Here is a 19,222-nt window from a genome sequence, read left to right as displayed (position 1 = left end):
CAGCGTGACAGGCCGGGCCGTGTCAGGCCTTCCATTCCCAGGCTGTGGTGAATTGCCCCAGCACCGCCTGCACCGCCGCATCATCGCCCTTGGGGCTCAGACGGGCGACAAGGCCGCGCTTCTTGTCCTCGACCACCTCGGCCACCCGGGCAGCAAGCCCCGCATCGGTCAGCGCCGCATCATAGACGCGGGTGATCGCACTGCGGCGCAGATCGGGTTTGAACACCTTGCCCACGGCGGTCTTGGGCAGTTCGGCCAGAACCTCGATATGTTTGGGAACGGCCGCGCGTTCATGGATATGCGTCTTGGCGAACTCCATCAACTCGGCCTCGGTGACATTCGATCCCTTGACCAGTTCGACATAGGCGCAGGGCAATTCACCCGCATGGGCATCAGGCTGGCCGATGGCGCCAACAAAGCTGACCGCTTCATGGCCCATCAGGGCCTCTTCGATCACCGCAGGGTCGATGTTATGGCCGCCCCGGATGATCAGATCCTTGGCCCGACCAGTGATGTACAGGTAACCGTCAGCGTCGATCCGGCCCAGATCGCCCGTGCGCAGATAACGGCCTTCGGCAAAGAGCGAGCGGTTCTTGTCCACCTCGGTATAGGTTGACCCTTCAAACACCCCGGGATTGGCGACGCAGATTTCGCCCACTTCATCGGTTCCGCATTCCCGGAAGCCACCCTGCCCATCGGTGTTGAGGATGCGCACATGGGTATGCGGAAAGGGAATCCCGACCGACCCGTTCTTCTTGGCCCCCGACGGCGGGTTGCAGGACACAAGGCAGGTGCATTCGGTCAGGCCATAGCCTTCGATGATCTGCACCCCGGTGGCCTTTTCGAACCGGTTGAACAATTCGATCGGCAAGGGGGCCGAGCCGGAAAACGCGCCGCGCAGGCTGCTGACATCGGCATTGACCGGGCGCTGCATCAGGGCGGCCAGCGCGGTGGGCACGGTGATCATATAGGTCACCTTCCAGCGCGCGATCAGTTTCCAGAAATTGTCGAACACGCCGTCGCCGCGATAGCCCGCAGGGGTCGGGAACACCACATGCGCACCGCTGGCGATCATCGACATCAGGATCGGATAGACTGCAAACACATGGAACAGCGGCAGCGGGCAGATCACCGTATCGGTTTCGCGGAACAACAGCCGCGACCCGAGCCAGCCGTTATAGACCATGCCCGAAACCTTGTGCTGCGCCACTTTCGGCATGCCGGTGGTGCCGCCGGTGTGGAAATAGGCGGCCACGCGATCGGTGCTGGCATCCTGAAAGGTCAGCCGGTCAGCGGGCTGGCGTTTCATCTCGGCATGAAAGCTCTTGACATTGGCGGTATGGCTGACAGGGGATTTGGGCCGCAGGAAATGCGCGATCCATTTCTTCGGCGGCTTGAGATAGCGCAGCAGGTCCACTTCCAGAACGGTTTTCACGCTGGGGGCATGTTTCACCGCCTCGGCCACCTTTGCCGAAAGGTCGGTCTTGGGGAAGGCGCGCAAGGTGACAACCACCTTGGCCTTGGTTTCGCGCAGGATGGCGCTGATCTGTTCGGCCTCCAGCAGCGGATTGATCGGGTTCACGATGCCCGCGATCATGCCGCCCAGCAGAACCTGCACGGTTTCCGATGCATTGGGCAGCACATAGGCCACCACATCGGATTCCCCCACACCCAGACTGCGGAAAAGATTGGCGGCCTGTGTGGCCTTGCCATGCAACTGGCTCCAGGTCAGCGTCTCGGCCGGGTCATCGGGACCGGAGGTCAACTGATAGCTGACGGCCGGACGCGCGCCATGTGCAGCCTTGGCCCGGCTGAGGAATTCATGAATGCTGCGGGCACGGTCGCGTGCCTCCCACGGCATTTCGGCCTCGATGGCCTGAATATCGGCCAGATTGGCAAAACTTCCCATTTTGGTCTCCTCCCCTCGTCCCCCGGTCTGGTGCCGGGATGGACCTTGCCTCAAACATGGGCAGATGTGGGCGTGATCGCAAGGTTTTCCCTTCCGTCACGGCACGAGGCAACGCAGCGTCAGAACGGGCATCGCCGGTACGCTGGCCCCAGACCCGCAGGCCGGCCAGAAACAAAAAAAGCGGGGGGCCTGTCAGCCCCCCGCCTCTGCCGCATGGGCGCCTTTGTTCACTTCGCAGGAATGCGCAGGTTCTGGCCCGGATAGATCTTGTCGGGATGCTGCAGCATCGGCTTGTTGGCCTCGAAGATCTCCGGATAGCGATTGGCATTGCCCAGCGTGGCCTTGGCGATGGCAGAAAGTGTGTCGCCCTTCTTGACGGTGTAGAACACCGGCTCGGCGCCCTGCGGCATGTCGGCCTCGACCGCGGCGACACCTGCCACATTGCCCACCGCAAGGATGACCTTTTCCTGCGCTTCGGCGGTCGGGGCGGTGCCGGTGATCTTCACCTTGTCGCCCTCGACGGCGATCTGCACATCGCCCGCCTCAAGCCCGAGCTTTTCCACCTCGGCCTTCAGTGCCGCCTCACGCGCAGCGGCGTCTTCGGGTGCCTCGGCGGCTTCGGCCTTGGAGCCGAACAACGACGATCCTGCATCCTTCACGAATGACCACAGACCCATGGCAATCTTCCTTTCACTGCGGGCGCAGCCCCCTGCCGCGCCGGAACGGGGGCACAATGGGCCGCATCTGCCGCGCCGTCCAGTGAAAGAACCACGACAAAATTCCCCCTCGGGGAAGGCCGGTCAGGCCTGCCCGTCGGTAAATTGCAGCCGCGCCAGCCGGGCATAAAGGCCACCTTCGGCCACCAGCGCATCATGGCTGCCTTGCGCCACGATCCGCCCGCCATCAAAGACCACGATCCGGTCGGCGCGTTTCACCGTGGCCAGACGATGCGCGACGACCAGTGTGCTGCGCCCCTGGGACAGCCGCTCCACCGCTGCCTGCACCGCCTGTTCGCTTTCGGCATCCAGCGCCGAGGTCGCCTCATCCAGCAGCAGCACCGGGGCATCGCGCAAGATGGCGCGGGCAATGGCGATCCGCTGTTTCTGGCCGCCCGACAGCATCACCCCGCGTTCGCCCAGGAAGGTGTCATAGCCCTGCGGCAGGGCCGAGATGAAATCATGCGCCGCCGCCGCCGCAGCAGCGGCTTCCACTTCGGCATCGGTCGCCACAGGGCGGCCAAAGCGGATATTGTCGCGGGCCGAGGCGGCAAAGATCACAGGGTCCTGTGGCACAAGGGCCATGGCCCGGCGGAAATCGGTCTTGGCCATGTCGCGCAGATCAACGCCATCCAGCGTGACGCGCCCGGCCTGCGGATCGTAGAACCGCAGCAAAAGCTGCAGGATGGTGGTCTTGCCCGCGCCCGAAGGCCCGACCAGCGCCACGGTTTCACCCGGGGACACCTGCAGATCAACCCCTTGCAGCGCCGATGCCTCGGGCCGGGTCGGATAGCTGAAGCGCACGCCTTCAAAGGCAATGGCCCCGCGCACCGGATGCGGCAGCGGCTTCGGGTTGATCGGGTCAGGCACGGTATCATCGGTGTTCAGCAATTCCACCAGACGTTCGGTCGCCCCCGCCGCGCGCTGCAATTCGCCCCAGATTTCCGACAGCGCCCCCACGGCCCCCGCCACCATCACCGCATAGATGACGAATTGCACCAGTTCGCCCGCGCTCATCATCCCGGCCCGCACATCGCGCGCGCCGATCCACAGAACGCCCACGATCCCCGCAAAGACAAGGAAGATCACGATGACGGTCATTACCGCGCGGGTGCCGATGCGCGCCTTGGCCGAGGCATAGGATTTTTCGGTCACTTCGGCAAAGGCCGCGCGGGTGCGGGCCTCGTGGGTATAGCTTTGCACTGTCTGCACCGCGCCAAGCGCTTCGGAGGCGGACCCCGAGGAAGCGGCGATCCAGTCCTGATTGTCGCGGCTGAGCGTGCGCAACCTGCGCCCCAGCACGATGATCGGCACGATCACCGCCGGCACGATCAGCAGCACCAGCCCGGTCAGCTTGGCCGAGGTGAAGAACAGAAACACCAGACCGCCCAGCAAAAGCAGCACATTGCGCAGCGCGACCGAAACAGAAGACCCGATCACCGACAGGATCAGCGTGGTATCGGTGGTCAGTCGGCTCAGCACTTCGCCGGTCAGCACGCGTTCAAAGAAGGCAGGCGACAGGCCCGACACCCGGTCGAACAGCGCGCGGCGGATATCGGCCACCACCCGCTCTCCCAGCCGGGTGACCAGATAATAGCGCAACCCGGTACCCAGGGCGAGCGCCGCCGCAATCAGCAACGCCGCGCCGAAATACTGATCCAGCAGTTCCGCCGCGCCCACGTTGAAATTGTCCACCACCCGGCGCACCGCCAGCGGCAGGATCAGGCTGACCGTCGCAGTCAACGTCAGCGCCGCAAACGCCGCCAGCAACATACCCCGGTAAGGGGCCAGAAAGGGCCGCAACCCCGACAATGAGCTTACACGCTTTGATGCCGCCCTGTCGGGCAACGGGTCGCTTCCACGGGCCATGGCTTCCTCCGGTCTTGCGCAGCGGGTTTAGGCGGCAAATGCCTGCGGAGCAAGCGCTACGAAACCATGTTCGCCCCTTTCACCGGCCCCGAGCCTGTGCCACCCTGCCATCCGAGAGGATAGCCATGACCCTGACCCGCCCCGACACTCGCCCGATCCGATGCGTCGTCTTTGACGCCTATGGAACCCTGTTCGATGTGGCGGGCGCCGCCCGCATCGCCGCGCAAGAGGACAATCGTCTGGCCGCGATCTGGCCGCGCCTTGCCGATGACTGGCGACGCAAGCAGTTGGAATATACCTGGTTGCGCAGCTTGATGGGCCTGCATGCCGATTTCGCCCAGGTGACAGCCGAAGCGCTGGATTGGGCGCTGGCGGCACAGGGCTTGGCCGAGGATGCTGTGCTGGCGCAGCGGTTGATGGCGCTCAATGACAGGCTGCCCTGCTATGCCGAGGTGCCCGCCATGTTGCAGGCGCTGCCCTGCCCGGCGGCGATCCTGTCGAATGGCAGCCCCGCCATGCTGGCCGCCGCCACCCGCGCTGCCGGGCTGGAGGGGCGCTTTGCCGCGCTGCTCTCGGTCGAGGAGTTGGGCATCTACAAGCCAAGTCCCGCCGTCTATGCGCTTGCAACCCGGCGGTTTTCCGTCGCACCGGCCGAGGTGCTGTTCGTTTCGTCAAATGGGTGGGATATTGCAGGGGCCGCCGCTTTCGGATTTGAGACGCTTTGGGTAAACCGGGCGGGCCTGCCACAAGACCGGCTGCCCCATGGCCCCGCCCATATCGCCCATGATCTGACCAGCTTGACGGATTTTCTTGCATGACCCGCTTTTTCACCGCCGCCGATGGCACCCGCCTGGCCTATCGTGACGAAGGCGAAGGGCTGCCGCTGCTCTGCCTTGCCGGGCTGACCCGGACCATGGCCGATTTCGATTACATGATCCCGCATCTGGCCACCCTGCCCTTGCCCATCCGGCTGATCCGCATGGATTACCGGGGCCGGGGCGAAAGCCAGTGGTCGGGCGCGGCAAGCTATACCGTACCGCAGGAAGGCCATGACGCGCTGGCCCTGCTGGATCATCTGGGGCTGGACCGCGCCGCCCTGCTGGGCACCTCGCGCGGGGGGCTGATCGCGATGTTTCTGGCGGCAGTTGCCAAGCCCCGTCTGCTGGGCGTGGCGCTGAACGACATCGGCCCTGTCATCGAGCGCAAGGGGCTGGAACGCATCTTCGATTATGTCGGGCGCAATCCCAATGCCAAGACCCATGCCGCGCTTGCTGCGGCCCTGCCCCGCAACATGCCGGGCTTTGCCAATGTGCCCGAAAGCCGCTGGATGGAAGAAGCGGTCAAGCATTACACGGTCAGCGATCGCGGGCTGAAGATCACCTATGACCCGGAATTGCGCGAGGCCTTCCTTGCCGCCTTCAAGGGCCCCGAGGTGGATGCCTGGCCGCTGTTCGATGCTCTGGCGGGCCTGCCGGTGGCACTGATCCGGGGCGCGAATTCCGACCTTCTGTCCAGCGAGACGGCTGCGGAAATGGCCCGCCGCCATCCGGGGATGATCTTTGCCGATGTACCCGACCGCGCCCATATCCCCTTCCTCGATGAACCCGAGGCCGTGTCTGCCCTGCATCGCTGGCTGGAGACTCTGCGATGATCGACATTGCCCGGATCGAAGCGGCCAGCTTCCGTCTGGCGGGTCATGCGCTGCGCACCCCCTTGCTGGGGTCGTCCTTCCTGAACGAGATTGCCGGGCGCCGCGTCTGGGTCAAGGCGGAATGCCTGCAGCATACCGGATCGTTCAAGTTCCGGGGCGGTTGGGCGGCAGTGTCGGCCCTGTCTGCCGAGGCGCGGCAAAAGGGGGTCATCGCCTATAGTTCCGGCAATCACGCGCAGGGCGTGGCGCTGGCCGCACAGCGGCATGGCGCGCCTTGCGTCATCGTGATGCCGTCGGATGCGCCCCGGCTCAAGCTCGCCAATACGCGGGCCTATGGGGCCGAGGTGGTCACTTATGATCGTGCGCGCGAAAACCGCGATGCGATCGGGGCCCGCATGGCCGCCTTGCGGGGCCTGACGCTGATCAAACCCTATGACGAACCCGAAGTGATTGCCGGTCAGGGCACCTGCGGGCTGGAACTGGCCGAACAGGTGACGGAAATCGGTCTGCGCACCGCCGATGTGCTGGTCTGCTGCGGTGGCGGCGGGCTGACGGCAGGGGTTGCCCTGGCGCTGGAAAGCCGCGCGCCGGGGCTGCGCGTCCGCCCGGTGGAGCCGGAAGGGTTCGACGACACGGCGCGCAGCCTTGCGGCGGGTGAAGTGCGGCGCAATGCCCGGCTGTCCGGTTCGGTCTGCGATGCCATCGTGACGCCGGTTCCGGGCGCGATCACCTTTCCGATCAACCGTCGCCTGTGTGGCCCCGGTCTGGTGGTCACTGACGATCAGGCGCTGATGGCGGTGGCACTGGCCTTCAAGCGGTTGAAGATCGTGCTGGAACCCGGCGGCGCAGTGGCGCTGGCGGCGGCCCTGTTCCACCCCGGCCAGATCGCGGGAGAAGATGTCATCGCCATTGCCACCGGCGGCAACATTGATGCGGCGCTGTTCCAGACCGCGCTGTCCCGGTTCGGAGATTTGTAATGCCTCTGGCCTTTCTGCCTGACCTGCGCCTGAACTATGCCGATCAGGGCACCGGCCCGGCGGTGGTCTTTTCCCATGCGCTTGGCCTTGATCTGCGCATGTGGGATGCAGTCCTGCCGCTGCTGCCGCTCGGTCTGCGGCTGATCCGCTATGACCATCGCGGCCATGGCGGATCGGATGTGCCCGATCCCCCCTATGCCATGGGGGCCATGGTGCGCGATGCCGAGCGCCTGCTGGATCATCTGGGGGTGAAGGATTGCGTTTTTGTCGGCCTGTCGCTGGGGGGGCTGGTGGCGCAGGGTCTGGCCGTGAAGCGGCTTGATCTTGTGCGCGGCATGGTTCTGTCCAACACGGCGGCGCGCATCGGGATCGAAAGCCAATGGCGGGCGCGCGCCGATCTGGTGGCGGAACAGGGCATCGCGGCCTTGGCCGATGCCACGATGGAACGCTGGTTTACCCGTACCTTCCGGGCCGAAGGGCACCACCTGCCCTGGCGCGCGCGGCTGTTGGACTGCAACCCGGCAGGCTATCGCGGGGCCTGCGCCGCCATCGGCGGCACCGATTTCTACACCCCCACCGCCAGCCTGACCTTGCCCACGCTGGTTATCGCCGGGTCCGAGGACGGATCGACCCCGCCCGATCTGGTGCGCGAAACCGCCGATCTGATCGCCGGCGCCGATTTCCAGCTGATCCGCCGCAGTGGTCACCTGCCCGCCATCGACGCGCCCGAGACATTTGCCACGGCGCTGACCAGCTTCCTCAGGCGCATTGGCCATGTATAAATCGAACATTTACCCGTTCTCGACCAATCGTTGAACATGAACTGACAAGAGTATGATCTTATGAGATTTGTTTTCGTTCACGGATCATGTCATGGAGCCTGGTGCTGGCGCGATGTTTTGCCATTTTTCAACAATGCGCAGCTGATCGACCTGCCAAAAGACCCCTCGGCCGCCACGCTGGAATCCTATGCAGCAACCATCACCAACCAGTTAGAAGAGCCCAGCGTGCTGGTCGGCCATTCCGCCGGGGGCTATGCCATCACCGCAGCCGCCGAAGCCGCCCCCGATCGGGTTTCGGGGCTGATCTATATCTGCGCCTATGTGCCCCAACCGGGGCAGAGCCTGGCGCAGATGCGCCGGGCCGGGCCGTCACAGCCGCTGGCCGATGCGATCCGGGTCAGCCCGGACCGGGCCAGTTTCAGCTTTGATCCCGCCCTGATTGCCGACCGGTTCTATCACGATTGCCCGCCCGAAACCCTGGCCTATGCGGCACCCAGATTGCGGCCTGAACCGATCCGTCCGCAGGAAACCCCGATGGACCCCCGTCACACAACCGGCCTGCCCCGCGCCTATGTCCATTGCGCCCATGATCGCGCCATTCCGCCCGCCTATCAGCTGGAGATGGCCCGTGGCTTGCCGCTGATCTCTTTGGCCTCGGGGCATTCGCCGTTCTTTTCCATGCCCGAGCGCCTTGCCGATGCGCTGCAGGGTCTGGCGCAGAGCTTCTGATGCGGCAGAATCTCGCGCTTGGCTTCATCCTGATGACGGTGCTGATCGATGCGATCGGCATCGGCCTGATCTTTCCGGTCATGCCCGACCTGATGACCGAGGTCACCCACCAGTCATTGGCCGATGCCGCCTTGTGGGGGGGCGCGCTGACTACAGCCTTTGCAGTGATGCAGTTCCTGTTCGGCCCGGTGGTCGGCAACCTGTCTGACCGCTTCGGGCGCCGCTTGGTGCTCTTGACCTCGCTGGCCATCATGGCGGTGGACTATGTGGTCATGGCGCTGGCCCAGACGGTCTGGCTGCTGCTGATTGGCCGCATCATCGCAGGCATCGCCGCCGCCACCCATTCCACCGCCAATGCCTATGTGGCCGATATCTCGGCCCCGGATCAGCGCGGCGCAAGGTTCGGGCTGATTGGTGCGGCCTTCGGGCTGGGCTTTGTCGCGGGGCCGATGATCGGCGGGCTGCTGGCCGGGATCGACAGCCGCGCGCCCTTCTGGGCAGCCGCGGCCCTTGCGGCAGGCAATTTCCTGTTCGGCCTTGTCATCCTGCCCGAAAGCCTGCCCGCAGACCGCCGCCGCCCCTTCACACTGGCGCGCGCCAACCCGCTGTCATCCTTCGCGGCGATCCGCACCCTGCCGGGGTTGAAATCCCTGCTGCTGGTCAGCTTCATCTATGCGGTCACTTTCAACGTCTGGCCCGCGATCTGGAGCTATTATGGCAAGGCCGCCTTTGGCTGGGATGCGCAATGGATCGGCCTTTCACTGGCGATCTTTGGCCTGTGCATGGCCGCGGCGCAGGCGACGCTGGTGCAGCCTGTCATCACCCGCTTTGGCGAACGCCGCACCGCGTTGATCGGCATGTGGGGCGAAGTGCTGACCTATGCCTTCTATGCCTTTGTCACATCGGGTTTCTGGGCGCTGACCTTCACCCCGCTGACCGCCATCGGCGGGCTGGCAGGCCCGGCCCTGCAGGCAATGATGTCGCGACGCACCCCTGAAACACAGCAAGGTGAATTGCAGGGCATCAACACCTCGCTCAATGCACTGGCGATGATCCTGGCCCCGCTGGTGATGACCTGGGTCTTCGGCCAGTTCACCCGCAGCGATGCCTGGGTCCATTGGCCCGGCGCGCCTTTCCTTCTGTCTGCGACACTTATGGTCGCTGCCACGATAGTCTTTGTCGCCCGCACGCGCGAGCCACCCCGGCCCTGACGCCTAGCCTGACCCTGGCAGAGATATCCCGCAGGGGCCCGGGCGTGATCCAGGTCTTGCGGGGCACAGGGAGAGCGCCATGAAACTGCAGGACCTTGAGATTTTCGTTGTGGCCCCACCCGCCCCGGGCTGGGGGGGGCGCTACTGGATCTTTCCGAAACTGACGACGGCCTGCGGCATCGTGGGCTATGGCGAATGCTATGCCTCCACCGTCGGGCCGAAGGCGATGAAGGCGGTGATCGAGGATGTCTTTGAACGCCACATGCAGGGCGAAAACCCCGAAAACATCGAACTGATGTTCCGCCGCGCCTATTCGGCGGGTTTCACCCAACGGCCCGACCCGACGGTCATGGGCGCCTTTGCCGGGCTTGAAATCGCCTGCTGGGACATTCTTGGCAAGGCGCGCAATCGGCCGGTCTGGGCGCTGCTGGGCGGGCGGATGAACGACCGCATCCGCAGCTATACCTATCTCTATCCCGAACCGGGCAAGGAAAGCGCGCAGTTCTGGGTGGACCCCGATGCCGCCGCCGAAGCCGCGCTGCGTTTTGTCGGCATGGGCTTCACGGCGGTGAAGTTCGATCCTGCCGGCCCCTATACCATTCGGGGCGGGCATGAACCCGCCATGTCGGACATCGCCCGCTCGGTTGCCTTCTGCAAGGCGATCCGCGAGGCGGTGGGTGATCGCGCCGATCTGCTGTTTGGCACGCATGGCCAGTTCACCACGCCCGGCGCGATCCGTCTGGGACGCGAGTTGGAACCCTACAACCCGCTGTGGTACGAAGAGCCGATCCCGCCGGACAATCTGCTGGAATTCGCCGAGGTTGCGAAATCCGTCCGCATTCCGCTGGCAACCGGCGAAAGGCTGACCACCAAGGCCGAGTTCGGCACGCTGTTGCGGGCGGGCGGCGTCAAGATCCTGCAACCTGCGCTTGGCCGGGTGGGCGGCATCTGGGAAGCCAAGAAGATCGCCGCCATGGCCGAAATCTTCAATGCCGAAATGGCGCCGCATCTCTATGCCGGCCCGGTGGAATGGGCGGCGAATGTGCATTTCGCGGCGTCGATCCCCAATCTTCTGATCGCGGAAACCATCGAAACCGGCGGGGCTTTCCATCAGAAATTGATCCGCAATTCGATCACTTGGGAAGACGGCTATATCCTTCCGCCGGATGGCCCCGGCCTCGGCATCGACTTTGACGAAGATGTGGCGCGCGCGCATCCCTATACCGGCACCGGGTTGCATCTGCAGATGCAGGAAGCGCCCTGCAGCTATTCGCGGCCCAATCTGTTTGAAGGCGGGGCCCCGGCCACCGTTCCGCCGCAGTAACCTGCCACGCCTCTCCGCCCCGCATGTCACGGGGCGGAGGTTCTGGCGCAGTGATTGCCACAACCGCAGCCAAGGTGCGCGCGCGATTGCGCGGGCCAGCCGAAACCGCTAACAGGCTGGCAGGCAATACACGGAGACTATCATGGTTCAGCCCCTGCGCCTTGGGCTCGCCGGTCTGGGGACCGTCGGTATCGGTGTGGTGAAAATCGTCCAGCAACACGCGGACCTGATCACAGCGCGCACCGGACGGCCAGTTGTCATCACTGCCGTATCCGCCCGCGACCGTACCAAGAACCGCGATGCCGATCTGTCGGGCTATGCCTGGGAAAGCGATCCGGTGGTTCTGGCGCAGCGCGATGATGTCGATGTCTTTGTCGAGGTGATGGGCGGCCATGAAGGGGCGGCCCGGGCCGCGACCGAGGCGGCGATTGCAGCGGGCAAGGATGTGGTCACCGCCAACAAGGCGCTGCTGGCGCATCATGGCCACGACCTTGCCCTGGCGGCCGAGGCCGCAGGCCGGGTGATCCGCTTCGAGGCTGCGGTCGCCGGCGGCATCCCGGTCATCAAGGCGCTGACCGAAGGGCTTGCCGGAAACCGCATCCGCCGGGTGATGGGCGTGATGAACGGCACCTGCAATTACATCCTGACGCGCATGGCCAATGCAGGCCTGCCCTATGAGGTGGTGTTCGAAGAGGCCCGCCAATTGGGGTATCTTGAGGCCGACCCGAATCTTGATGTCGGGGGGATCGATGCGGGCCACAAGCTGAGCCTTCTGGCCTCTATCGCCTTTGGCACCAAGGTGGCCTTCGACCATGTGGAGTTGGAAGGCATCGGCAATGTGTCGATCGAGGATATCAACCTGGCCGATGACATGGGCTATCACATCAAGCTGCTGGGTGTGGCGCAGATGTCCGGGCGCGGGCTGGAGCAGCGCATGACCCCCTGCCTTGTGCCTGCGGAAAGCCCGTTCGGGCAGCTGCAGGGCGGCACCAATATGGTGATGCTGGAGGGCGACAGCGTCGGCCAGATCGTGCTGCGCGGCCCCGGTGCGGGCGAAGGCCCGACGGCCAGCGCCGTGATGGGCGATGTGATGGATATTGCCCGGGGTCTGCGCCTGCCGACCTTTGGCCAGCCTGCCAGCACGCTGCAGGATGCAGTTCCGGCCAAATCTGCCACGCCCGCGCCCTATTACCTGCGGATGACCCTGCTCGATAAACCCGGCGCGCTGGCCAAGATCGCCACTTGTCTGGGCGAGGCGGGCATTTCCATTGATCAGATGCGCCAGATCAACCAGCCGGGCGAAGAGGATGACGATGCCATCGTGATCTTTGTCACCCACAAGGCCGCGCCTGCCGATGTGGAACATGCGCTGACCCGCTTTGGCCAAACCGGTGTTCTGGTGGGCCAGCCGGTCGCCATCCGCATCGAAGAGATCTGACCGGACGCCCGACGGGATGCGCTTTGTGCCGCACCGTTAACGCAACCGGCCTTGCCCGGCGACGCAGCGGCGGCTAAGCCAGCAGCAACCATTTCTTGATGAGGACTGATCATGGCTGACGCCGCCGAATTCCAGGACCGACTGCTTTCTCTGGGCCTTGCCCGCGTTTCTGAAGCTGCGGCGCTGGCCTCTGCCTCGCTGATCGGGCGCGGAGACGAGAAGGCCGCCGATCAGGCCGCCGTGAACGCCATGCGCGACCAGCTGAACCTGCTCGACATCAAGGGCGTGGTGGTGATCGGGGAAGGTGAGCGTGACGAGGCGCCGATGCTGTATATCGGCGAAGAAGTCGGCAGCGGCAATGGTCCGGCGGTTGATATCGCCCTGGACCCGCTGGAAGGCACCACGCTGACGGCGAAGGATATGCCCAACGCCCTGACCGTGATCGCCATGGCCCCGCGCGGCACGCTGTTGCATGCGCCCGACGTTTATATGGAAAAGCTGGCCATCGGCCCGGGCTACAAGCCCGGCACCGTGACCATGACCATGACCCCGTCGGAACGCGTTTCGGCTCTGGCTGCCGCGAAGGGGGTATCGACCGAGAATATCACCGTCTGCGTGCTGGAACGTCCGCGCCACGAAGATCTGATCCGCGAGATCCGGTCCACCGGCGCCTCGATCCGCCTGATCACCGATGGCGATGTGGCAGGCGTCATGCATTGCGCCGAACCGGAAGTGACCGGGATTGACATGTACATGGGCTCGGGCGGGGCACCCGAAGGCGTGCTGGCGGCTGCGGCCCTGAAATGCATGGGCGGGCAGTTCTTCGGCAAGCTTCTGTTCCGCAACGAGGATGAAAAGGCCCGCGCCCGCAATGCCGGCATCCAGAATTTCGACCGGGTCTATACCCGCGATGATCTGGTGCGCGGCGATGTGATCTTTGCGGCGACCGGGGTTACCAATGGCTCGCTTCTGGCTGGGATCAAGCGGGAACCGGGCTGGGTCACCACCGAAACCCTGCTGATGCGGTCGAAAACCGGATCGGTGCGCCGCATGACCTATCGCAGCCCGGCGCGCTGATCACGATCTTTCTGACGAAATGCCGAACCGGGCCCTATCATGTGGCCCGGTTTCGCATTTCTGGCGTCCCCAAACCGCGCCATGCGGGCGCGTCATTCCTGCCCGGAAAGCACCATCTGCGTCTGCGTCACCAGGGCTGCAAGTTTGCCATCCGCGCGAAAAAGGCTGGTCTGCCAGACCATGGTCTTGCGGCCGCGATGCAGGGCGATGGTTACGGCATGGGCGGTTTCGTTCAGAGGCACGGGGCGAAAGAAATTGGTCTTGCTTTCCACCGTCACCGTGCCCTGCCCCGGTTTCAGGTTCAGGAAAGTGGCGGTGCCACCCAGATTATCGGCCAGCCCCATCACGGCACCGCCATGCAGCATGCCATTGCGATTGGCCAGCGCCTCGGTCACCGGCAGATCGGCCTCTACCCGGTCAGGGCTGGCATGGGTGATGCGCAGGCCCAGCAGACGGGCAAAGGGCGGTTGGTCGGCGGCAAGGGCCGCAATCTCGTCAGGGGTCATGGCGATGCCTTTGGCAAAGGGGAGCAGCCCCCGTCTCTTGCAGCGCAGAGTGGCACGCGCCCCGGCAGCGCTTCAAGCCCGGATCAAACCGCCTGCAATGTTCAGAGCCGCCAGAAAGGCCCCCAGTTTGGCTGGTACATGGCGGCGGCTGGAATAGTACACCATCAGCGGCGGCAAAGGGGTGGGGAGGCCGGGCAGCACCTCGACCAGCGCCCCGCTGGCAATATCGTCGGCGACCTGCGCACGCGGTACAGCATAGGCAAGGCCCAGCCCCGCCCTTGCCGCCGCGATAGAGGCGTGATGGGTGCTGAATTGCAGCGCGGGGGTGATTTCCAGCCGTGTGACCTGCCCGGGCGGCCCAAAGTCCCATGACACCGGCCGCCCCTTTATCATCCAGACAAGGCAGGGATGGGCCAACACGTCCTCAGGCACCGTCAGGGGCGGACAAGTGGCCAGATAGGCCGGCGCGGCCACAAGCGCGCAATCCAGCGCCCCGGTGACGCGACGCCCGATCATGTCGGGCGAGACGGCTTCCACCAGCCGCAACCCGGCATCATACCCCTCGCGCACGATATCCACGAAGTGATCGTTCAGGTCGAGTTCCACCCGCAGATCGGGCGCCTGCGTCCGCAACCGCTCCAATGCAGGCAAGAGCAGCCAATCAAACACCACCGACGGCGCGGTCACGCGCAGTAGACCCTTTGGTGCGCCCGACACGGCCTGAACCTCGTCTCGGGCTGCACCGAGCGCCTGATACGGGCCTTCGACCAAGGCAAGAAACTGCGCGCCCGCCTCGGTCAGATGCACGCCTCTTGTGCTGCGATGGAACAGGCGCAGGCCCAGCTCATCCTCAAGCCGCCGCAAGGATTGGCTGATGGCGGATTTGGTCACCCCCAGCCGCGATGCGGCGGCTGTCAGGCTGTTAAGATCGGCAACCGCCATGAAGACCGGCAGGTCCGACAGAAGGGTCTGGCGCATGATGTTTAGCAGAACTGAACAAGCTGTGAAATATTAAGGCAATTTAGTGAACGATCCATGGGGTGTATAGCCCAATCCTCATCTTCTTTCGGAGCATATCGGATGACACAGACGCTTCCCCAGATCGCCCGGACCATTGCGCAGGCCTTCACCCGCCCCGTCCGCAGCAGCCAACCCAAGACCCCGTTGGACTATGGCATGGCGTTCGAACAGGTTGGCTTTCCCGCTCTGGACGGGCTGGCCCTGTCCGGCTGGCTGATCCCCGCCCCGGCAGGCACGGCGGAACCGCGCCTTGTGGTGATGAACCACCCGCTTTACTGCAACAAATATGGCTATGTCCCCAGCGGCCCGATCGGAGATCTGGTGCCGGTGCATGTCGAATTTCTGAAGACGGCCCGCCACCTGCACGACGCGGGCTACACTGTCCTGAGTTATGACCTGCGCAATCACGGCGACAGCGCCGATAGCCCGCATGGCACCTCGGGCATCGGGGCCTTTGAATGGCAGGATGCGGCAGGCGCGATGACCTTCATCGCCAGCCGCCCCGATCTGGCCCGCTTGCCCGTCGCGCTGGTCAATCATTGCATGGGGGCCAATGCCGCGATCCGGGCAATGAGCCTCGCGCCCGATCTGTTTGCACAAGTGCGCGCGCTGGTGGCCGTGCAGCCGATTTCAATGCGCTATATGGCCGAGAAGATGATCCCGCTGTTCGGCGGCGGCAGTGACCTGGCAGAGATTGACGCGGCGCTGACCGCCGAGGCCGGGCTGAAGCTGGCCGACATGTCGCCCATGGCCTTTCTGCGCGACCTGCGGGTGCCGGTTCTGTATGCGCAGGTGCGGGAGGATGTTCTGACCTCACCAGAAGATGTGCAGGCCATGCATGACCAGACCCCGACCCGATCCGAGCTTCTGTGGATCGAAGGGCCACTGAACCGATTTGACGGCTACAATCATTTCGGCATTCATCCTGAACGGATGCTGGCCTTCCTGGCTGCGAGCATGACAAGGCAAGCTGAACGCCAGAGCATCTGAGCCCCCGCACACAGCACAACGCCCGCGCCTTTCGGTGCGAGCGTCGTGTCATTCATGCGATGGGGCAGAACCCGAGCCTTAGCGGCGACGGTCGCGCCGTGCGCTCATCGGCTGGAAGGCAACGCCGACATGGGCATCGCAATAGGGTTTGCCGGGCTGGCTGGGAAGACCGCAGAACCAGAAATCATCCGTCGCCGGGTCGCCGATCGGCCATTTGCAGGTGCGTTCCGTCAGTTCCATCAGCGTCAGCTTGCGGGCACGCTTTTCGACCTCGCCCACCTTGGCCAGCGCCTCGGGGCTGATCTCATTGGCCGAAGGCTGCGGCGGCAGCGGTTGACCTGCTGGCACAATGGCCTTGCGCAGCGGCAGCGGCGTCACATTGCCAGCCGAGGCCGCAGGGGCAGCGGCAGGACGTTCCGCAGCCGGGCGTGGTGCAGGTTCCGCGCGGGTGACCACCGGCTCTGCCACGGGTGCGGCGGGTTTTGCAGGTTCAGGGCGAGAGGCAACCGGGTCCGGTGCCGCAGGTGCGGCAACCGGGGTTTCGACAACCTCTTCCTCTTCTTCCTTACCAGCCGTACCGCCGACACGGTTCGAAAGGCCCAGACGATGGACCTTGCCGATCACCGCGTTGCGGGTGACACCGCCCAGTTCCTTGGCGATCTGGCTGGCGCTCTGGCCTTCGGCCCACATTCTCTTGAGCGTCTCGACACGCTCGTCGGTCCAGGACATTGTGTTCTCCGGTAGGGATGCGCAGATGGGGCGACGGACCCCGGGCTGGCGCGCATTTTACCTGCCCCGGCAGCAGATACAAGCCGCACTTGGCGCAGATACGCCCGCAGGTCAGTCCAGCCGGAACAGCTTGTCGCGCGACGTGGCGCCCCGGACCAGTGTCAGGCGGGTTTTTGCCACCCCCAATGCATCTGCCAGCAAATCCTGCACCGCCCGGTTGGCCTTGCCATCCTCGGGCACCGTGGTCACGCTGATGCGGATCTGGCCCTCCACCATCTGCAGGGCATTTCGGGATGCCCGCGGCGTGACGCGCACGGCAAATTCCGCCCCGGCCTGGGCCATGGCCGAAAGGTCCGGGGCCGAAACGCGGGCCATGTCAGCTGCGCAGCCCGGTTTCTTCCAGCAGACCCATGCGCTTGGCCTCATAGTAATAGCCGCGCGCATACCACATCACTGCACGGTCGTGATTGCCGCGCGCCACCAGATAGGCCCCGCGCAGGTATTTGGCCCCGTAGCGCAGGTTCACCTCGGGATCGAGCAATTCCTGCGCCGGCCCCCGATGCCCCATGGTGCGCGCGGTTTGCGGCAGGATCTGCATCAATCCCCAATAGGGACCATTGCGCGCTGCAGGATTATAGTTGCTTTCGCGTTTCACCACACGGTGCAGCAGGCTTTCGGGAATGTCATATTCCCGGGCAAAGCGGCTGATCAGGGCATTGATCTCGGCCGGTCCACGGGAGTCTTCGGCACGGCGCCTGTCGCGGCGACGGCTGCCACCACAGGCGGCAACCAGACTGGCCAGACCAAGGGCAAGGGCGGCGCGGCGGGACAGGGCGGTCATTTCGGGCTCCTTCGGCAGGGGTTCCCCCTGATAGACGCCCGCTGCCCGTCGGGGCAAGCCCCGCAGCGGGGCGGCAACTGCGCATTTCCGTTGCCTGCCCGCTTCCCCCCGCCCCTGCCCGCGCCTATGTTGCGGCCAACATGACCAGAAGGAACCGCCATGCCCGCCCCCAACCCCGCCGTTCTGGATTTCCTGCTGACGCGCCGGTCACGCCCGGCCAAGACGATGACCACGCCGGTTCCCACGGCGGAAGAGCTGGCACCGATCCTGACTGCCGCGCTGCGGGTGCCGGATCATGGCAAGCTGGAACCCTGGCGGCTGCTGGTGCTGACCCGGCCCGCGATGATCCGGCTGGCCGATATGGCCGAGGCCCGCGCCCGTGCCACTGGTGGCAATGACGAACGCATCGCCAAGGGGCGCGGCCAGTTCGATCAGGGCAATCTGGCGGTGGTGGTGATCGCCAGCCCCAAGGCACAGGACAAGGTGCCGGAGATCGAACAGACCCTGTCGGCAGGCGCGGTCTGTCTGGGGCTGGTGAATGCGGCACAGGCGGCGGGCTGGGGGGCCTGCTGGCTGACCGGCTGGGTCAGCCATGACCGGGGCTTTGCCGAACCGGCCTTTGGCCTTGCGCCGCAGGAATGGGTGGCAGGCATCGTGCATATCGGCACGGAAACCACCCCGCCACCGGACCGACCGCGCCCGGATGTGGCGGCGCTGACCCGCTGGCTGACGGAGTGATGCGATGATCTTTTCCGCTTTCGGCAAGGCCCTTGGCCAGTTGGGCGATCCGCGCTTTCGCCGGGTGGTTCTGATCGGCATCGGGCTGGCCTTCCTGATGCTGGTTGCCGTCACGGCAGGCAGTGCCGCCCTGATCGAATGGCTGGTTCCGGCCAGCGTCTCGCTGCCCTGGATCGGGCCGATCGGCGGATTGGACATGGTGGCGGCCGTTTTCGGATCGGTGGCAGTGATGCTGTTCCTGTCGATCTTTCTGATGGTTCCAGTGGCGGCCTTGTTTTCCGGCCTGTTTCTGGACGGGATCGTCGATGCGGTGGAGCAGCGACACTACCCCGCCCTGCCCGCGCCACAACCCGTGCCCTTTGGGGATATTCTGGTTGATACGGTGAATTTCTTCGGTCTGCTGGTGGCGGCCAATGTCCTGGCGCTGTTCCTGTTCCCCTTCGCCGGCCCGCTGATCCCGGTGGTGTTCTGGGCGGTGAACGGGCTTTTGCTGGGGCGGGAATATTTCACCATGGTGGCCATGCGCAGGCTGGGCCGTCAGGGTGCCAAGGCGTTGCGGGCCCGTCATGCGGGCAAGGTCTGGATGGCGGGTGCGCTGATGGCGGCCCCGCTGTCGATCCCGATCCTGAACCTGGTGATCCCGGTGCTGGGGGTGGCAACCTTCACCCATCTGTTCCACCGGCTGAACGCCACGTCATCGGCCTGACTCCGGGGG

At 64.9% G+C, this 19,222-nt stretch carries 20 protein-coding genes; 12 read left to right on the top strand and 8 right to left on the bottom strand.

Going from position 1 to position 19,222, the window contains the following annotated elements; all coding sequences use genetic code 11:
* Positions 1–22: 22 nt before the first annotated feature.
* The 3 genes from V6590_RS04875 to V6590_RS04865 all read right to left on the bottom strand — a co-directional run bounded on the left by V6590_RS04875 (position 23) and on the right by V6590_RS04865 (position 4,494).
* On the bottom strand, positions 23–1,909 hold the full coding sequence (locus V6590_RS04875) for an acyl-CoA synthetase (RefSeq protein WP_335420387.1): 1,887 nt from the start codon (positions 1,907–1,909) through the stop codon (positions 23–25).
* A 227-nt stretch (positions 1,910–2,136) separates the two neighbouring features.
* A complete protein-coding gene (lysM, locus tag V6590_RS04870; protein ID WP_335420384.1) occupies positions 2,137–2,586 on the bottom strand; it encodes a peptidoglycan-binding protein LysM in 450 nt (149 codons plus the stop codon).
* Positions 2,587–2,709: 123 nt separating this feature from the next.
* On the bottom strand, positions 2,710–4,494 hold the full coding sequence (locus tag V6590_RS04865; protein WP_335420381.1) for an ABC transporter transmembrane domain-containing protein: 1,785 nt from the start codon (positions 4,492–4,494) through the stop codon (positions 2,710–2,712).
* 125 nt (positions 4,495–4,619) lie between these two features.
* Between V6590_RS04865 and V6590_RS04860 the strand changes: the two genes are divergently transcribed.
* The 9 genes from V6590_RS04860 (at position 4,620) to glpX (ending at position 13,683) form a co-directional block, all read left to right on the top strand.
* Positions 4,620–5,312: a haloacid dehalogenase type II gene (locus V6590_RS04860; RefSeq protein ID WP_335420378.1), complete on the top strand. Its 693-nt coding sequence runs from the start codon at positions 4,620–4,622 to the stop codon at positions 5,310–5,312.
* On the top strand, positions 5,309–6,145 hold the full coding sequence (locus V6590_RS04855; RefSeq protein ID WP_335420376.1) for an alpha/beta fold hydrolase: 837 nt from the start codon (positions 5,309–5,311) through the stop codon (positions 6,143–6,145). Before V6590_RS04860 ends, V6590_RS04855 begins: the two co-directional genes overlap by 4 nt.
* A complete protein-coding gene (locus tag V6590_RS04850; protein ID WP_335420373.1) occupies positions 6,142–7,122 on the top strand; it encodes a threonine ammonia-lyase in 981 nt (326 codons plus the stop codon). The genes V6590_RS04855 and V6590_RS04850 overlap by 4 nt, the downstream gene beginning before the upstream one ends.
* Positions 7,122–7,904, top strand: coding sequence for a 3-oxoadipate enol-lactonase (gene pcaD / locus V6590_RS04845; protein ID WP_335420370.1), 783 nt, complete (start codon positions 7,122–7,124; stop codon positions 7,902–7,904). Before V6590_RS04850 ends, pcaD begins: the two co-directional genes overlap by 1 nt.
* A 60-nt stretch (positions 7,905–7,964) precedes the next feature.
* Entirely contained in the window at positions 7,965–8,633 is a 669-nt protein-coding gene (locus V6590_RS04840) for an alpha/beta fold hydrolase (RefSeq protein WP_335420367.1), read from the top strand.
* Entirely contained in the window at positions 8,633–9,844 is a 1,212-nt protein-coding gene (locus V6590_RS04835) for a TCR/Tet family MFS transporter (RefSeq protein WP_335420365.1), read from the top strand. The genes V6590_RS04840 and V6590_RS04835 overlap by 1 nt, the downstream gene beginning before the upstream one ends.
* Positions 9,845–9,923: 79 nt before the next feature.
* Entirely contained in the window at positions 9,924–11,168 is a 1,245-nt protein-coding gene (locus tag V6590_RS04830; protein WP_335420361.1) for a mandelate racemase/muconate lactonizing enzyme family protein, read from the top strand.
* Between the two features lie 142 nt (positions 11,169–11,310).
* Positions 11,311–12,606, top strand: a complete 1,296-nt coding sequence (locus V6590_RS04825; RefSeq protein ID WP_335420358.1) for a homoserine dehydrogenase — start codon at positions 11,311–11,313, stop codon at positions 12,604–12,606.
* 111 nt (positions 12,607–12,717) lie between these two features.
* Positions 12,718–13,683, top strand: coding sequence for a class II fructose-bisphosphatase (glpX, locus tag V6590_RS04820; RefSeq protein WP_335420355.1), 966 nt, complete (start codon positions 12,718–12,720; stop codon positions 13,681–13,683).
* 92 nt (positions 13,684–13,775) lie between these two features.
* On the opposite strand, the gene V6590_RS04815 is transcribed toward glpX, so the two are convergent.
* Together V6590_RS04815 and V6590_RS04810 are read right to left on the bottom strand one after the other, a co-directional pair.
* Positions 13,776–14,189, bottom strand: a complete 414-nt coding sequence (locus V6590_RS04815) for a PaaI family thioesterase (protein ID WP_335420352.1) — start codon at positions 14,187–14,189, stop codon at positions 13,776–13,778.
* A gap of 72 nt (positions 14,190–14,261) precedes the next feature.
* Complete coding sequence (locus tag V6590_RS04810) at positions 14,262–15,167, bottom strand: LysR family transcriptional regulator (protein WP_335420349.1); 906 nt, start codon at positions 15,165–15,167, stop codon at positions 14,262–14,264.
* Between the two features lie 102 nt (positions 15,168–15,269).
* Between V6590_RS04810 and V6590_RS04805 the strand changes: the two genes are divergently transcribed.
* Positions 15,270–16,199 carry an alpha/beta hydrolase family protein gene (locus tag V6590_RS04805; RefSeq protein WP_335420346.1) on the top strand — a complete coding sequence of 310 codons (930 nt, stop codon included), beginning with the start codon at positions 15,270–15,272 and terminating at the stop codon, positions 16,197–16,199.
* A gap of 78 nt (positions 16,200–16,277) precedes the next feature.
* On the opposite strand, the gene V6590_RS04800 is transcribed toward V6590_RS04805, so the two are convergent.
* From V6590_RS04800 to V6590_RS04790, 3 genes are all read right to left on the bottom strand, one after another.
* On the bottom strand, positions 16,278–16,928 hold the full coding sequence (locus tag V6590_RS04800; protein WP_335420343.1) for a GcrA family cell cycle regulator: 651 nt from the start codon (positions 16,926–16,928) through the stop codon (positions 16,278–16,280).
* A 111-nt stretch (positions 16,929–17,039) separates the two neighbouring features.
* The gene (locus V6590_RS04795) at positions 17,040–17,303 is read right to left on the bottom strand and encodes a DUF167 domain-containing protein (RefSeq protein WP_335420340.1); all 264 of its coding nucleotides are present in this window, start codon (positions 17,301–17,303) and stop codon (positions 17,040–17,042) included.
* Position 17,304: 1 nt separating this feature from the next.
* Positions 17,305–17,769, bottom strand: a complete 465-nt coding sequence (locus V6590_RS04790) for a transglycosylase SLT domain-containing protein (RefSeq protein ID WP_335420337.1) — start codon at positions 17,767–17,769, stop codon at positions 17,305–17,307.
* 159 nt (positions 17,770–17,928) lie between these two features.
* On the opposite strand from V6590_RS04790, the gene V6590_RS04785 reads away from it, so the two are divergent.
* Both V6590_RS04785 and V6590_RS04780 read left to right on the top strand, forming a co-directional pair.
* Positions 17,929–18,507 (top strand): nitroreductase family protein, encoded by a 579-nt coding sequence (locus V6590_RS04785; protein ID WP_335420334.1) that lies wholly within the window; start codon positions 17,929–17,931, stop codon positions 18,505–18,507.
* A 7-nt stretch (positions 18,508–18,514) separates the two neighbouring features.
* Entirely contained in the window at positions 18,515–19,213 is a 699-nt protein-coding gene (locus V6590_RS04780) for an EI24 domain-containing protein (protein ID WP_335420866.1), read from the top strand.
* Positions 19,214–19,222 lie beyond the last annotated feature (9 nt).

Origin of the sequence: Gemmobacter denitrificans (assembly GCF_036964905.1) — a bacterium.
Classification (GTDB): Bacteria; Pseudomonadota; Alphaproteobacteria; order Rhodobacterales; family Rhodobacteraceae; genus Gemmobacter; species Gemmobacter denitrificans.
Note: the sequence above shows the minus strand (reverse complement) of the source record. Positions and strands in the feature narration are given on the sequence as shown.

Excerpts from the sequence above, each read along its gene's own strand:
- V6590_RS04875 (WP_335420387.1), bottom strand. The coding sequence starts at position 1,909 with ATGGGAAGTTTTGCCAATCTGGCCGATATTCAGGCCATCGAGGCCGAA.
- lysM (WP_335420384.1), bottom strand. The coding sequence starts at position 2,586 with ATGGGTCTGTGGTCATTCGTGAAGGATGCAGGATCGTCGTTGTTCGGC.
- V6590_RS04865 (WP_335420381.1), bottom strand. The coding sequence starts at position 4,494 with ATGGCCCGTGGAAGCGACCCGTTGCCCGACAGGGCGGCATCAAAGCGT.
- V6590_RS04860 (WP_335420378.1), top strand. The coding sequence starts at position 4,620 with ATGACCCTGACCCGCCCCGACACTCGCCCGATCCGATGCGTCGTCTTT.
- V6590_RS04855 (WP_335420376.1), top strand. The coding sequence starts at position 5,309 with ATGACCCGCTTTTTCACCGCCGCCGATGGCACCCGCCTGGCCTATCGT.
- V6590_RS04850 (WP_335420373.1), top strand. The coding sequence starts at position 6,142 with ATGATCGACATTGCCCGGATCGAAGCGGCCAGCTTCCGTCTGGCGGGT.
- pcaD (WP_335420370.1), top strand. The coding sequence starts at position 7,122 with ATGCCTCTGGCCTTTCTGCCTGACCTGCGCCTGAACTATGCCGATCAG.
- V6590_RS04840 (WP_335420367.1), top strand. The coding sequence starts at position 7,965 with ATGAGATTTGTTTTCGTTCACGGATCATGTCATGGAGCCTGGTGCTGG.
- V6590_RS04835 (WP_335420365.1), top strand. The coding sequence starts at position 8,633 with ATGCGGCAGAATCTCGCGCTTGGCTTCATCCTGATGACGGTGCTGATC.
- V6590_RS04830 (WP_335420361.1), top strand. The coding sequence starts at position 9,924 with ATGAAACTGCAGGACCTTGAGATTTTCGTTGTGGCCCCACCCGCCCCG.
- V6590_RS04825 (WP_335420358.1), top strand. The coding sequence starts at position 11,311 with ATGGTTCAGCCCCTGCGCCTTGGGCTCGCCGGTCTGGGGACCGTCGGT.
- glpX (WP_335420355.1), top strand. The coding sequence starts at position 12,718 with ATGGCTGACGCCGCCGAATTCCAGGACCGACTGCTTTCTCTGGGCCTT.
- V6590_RS04815 (WP_335420352.1), bottom strand. The coding sequence starts at position 14,189 with ATGACCCCTGACGAGATTGCGGCCCTTGCCGCCGACCAACCGCCCTTT.
- V6590_RS04810 (WP_335420349.1), bottom strand. The coding sequence starts at position 15,167 with ATGCGCCAGACCCTTCTGTCGGACCTGCCGGTCTTCATGGCGGTTGCC.
- V6590_RS04805 (WP_335420346.1), top strand. The coding sequence starts at position 15,270 with ATGACACAGACGCTTCCCCAGATCGCCCGGACCATTGCGCAGGCCTTC.
- V6590_RS04800 (WP_335420343.1), bottom strand. The coding sequence starts at position 16,928 with ATGTCCTGGACCGACGAGCGTGTCGAGACGCTCAAGAGAATGTGGGCC.
- V6590_RS04795 (WP_335420340.1), bottom strand. The coding sequence starts at position 17,303 with ATGGCCCGCGTTTCGGCCCCGGACCTTTCGGCCATGGCCCAGGCCGGG.
- V6590_RS04790 (WP_335420337.1), bottom strand. The coding sequence starts at position 17,769 with ATGACCGCCCTGTCCCGCCGCGCCGCCCTTGCCCTTGGTCTGGCCAGT.
- V6590_RS04785 (WP_335420334.1), top strand. The coding sequence starts at position 17,929 with ATGCCCGCCCCCAACCCCGCCGTTCTGGATTTCCTGCTGACGCGCCGG.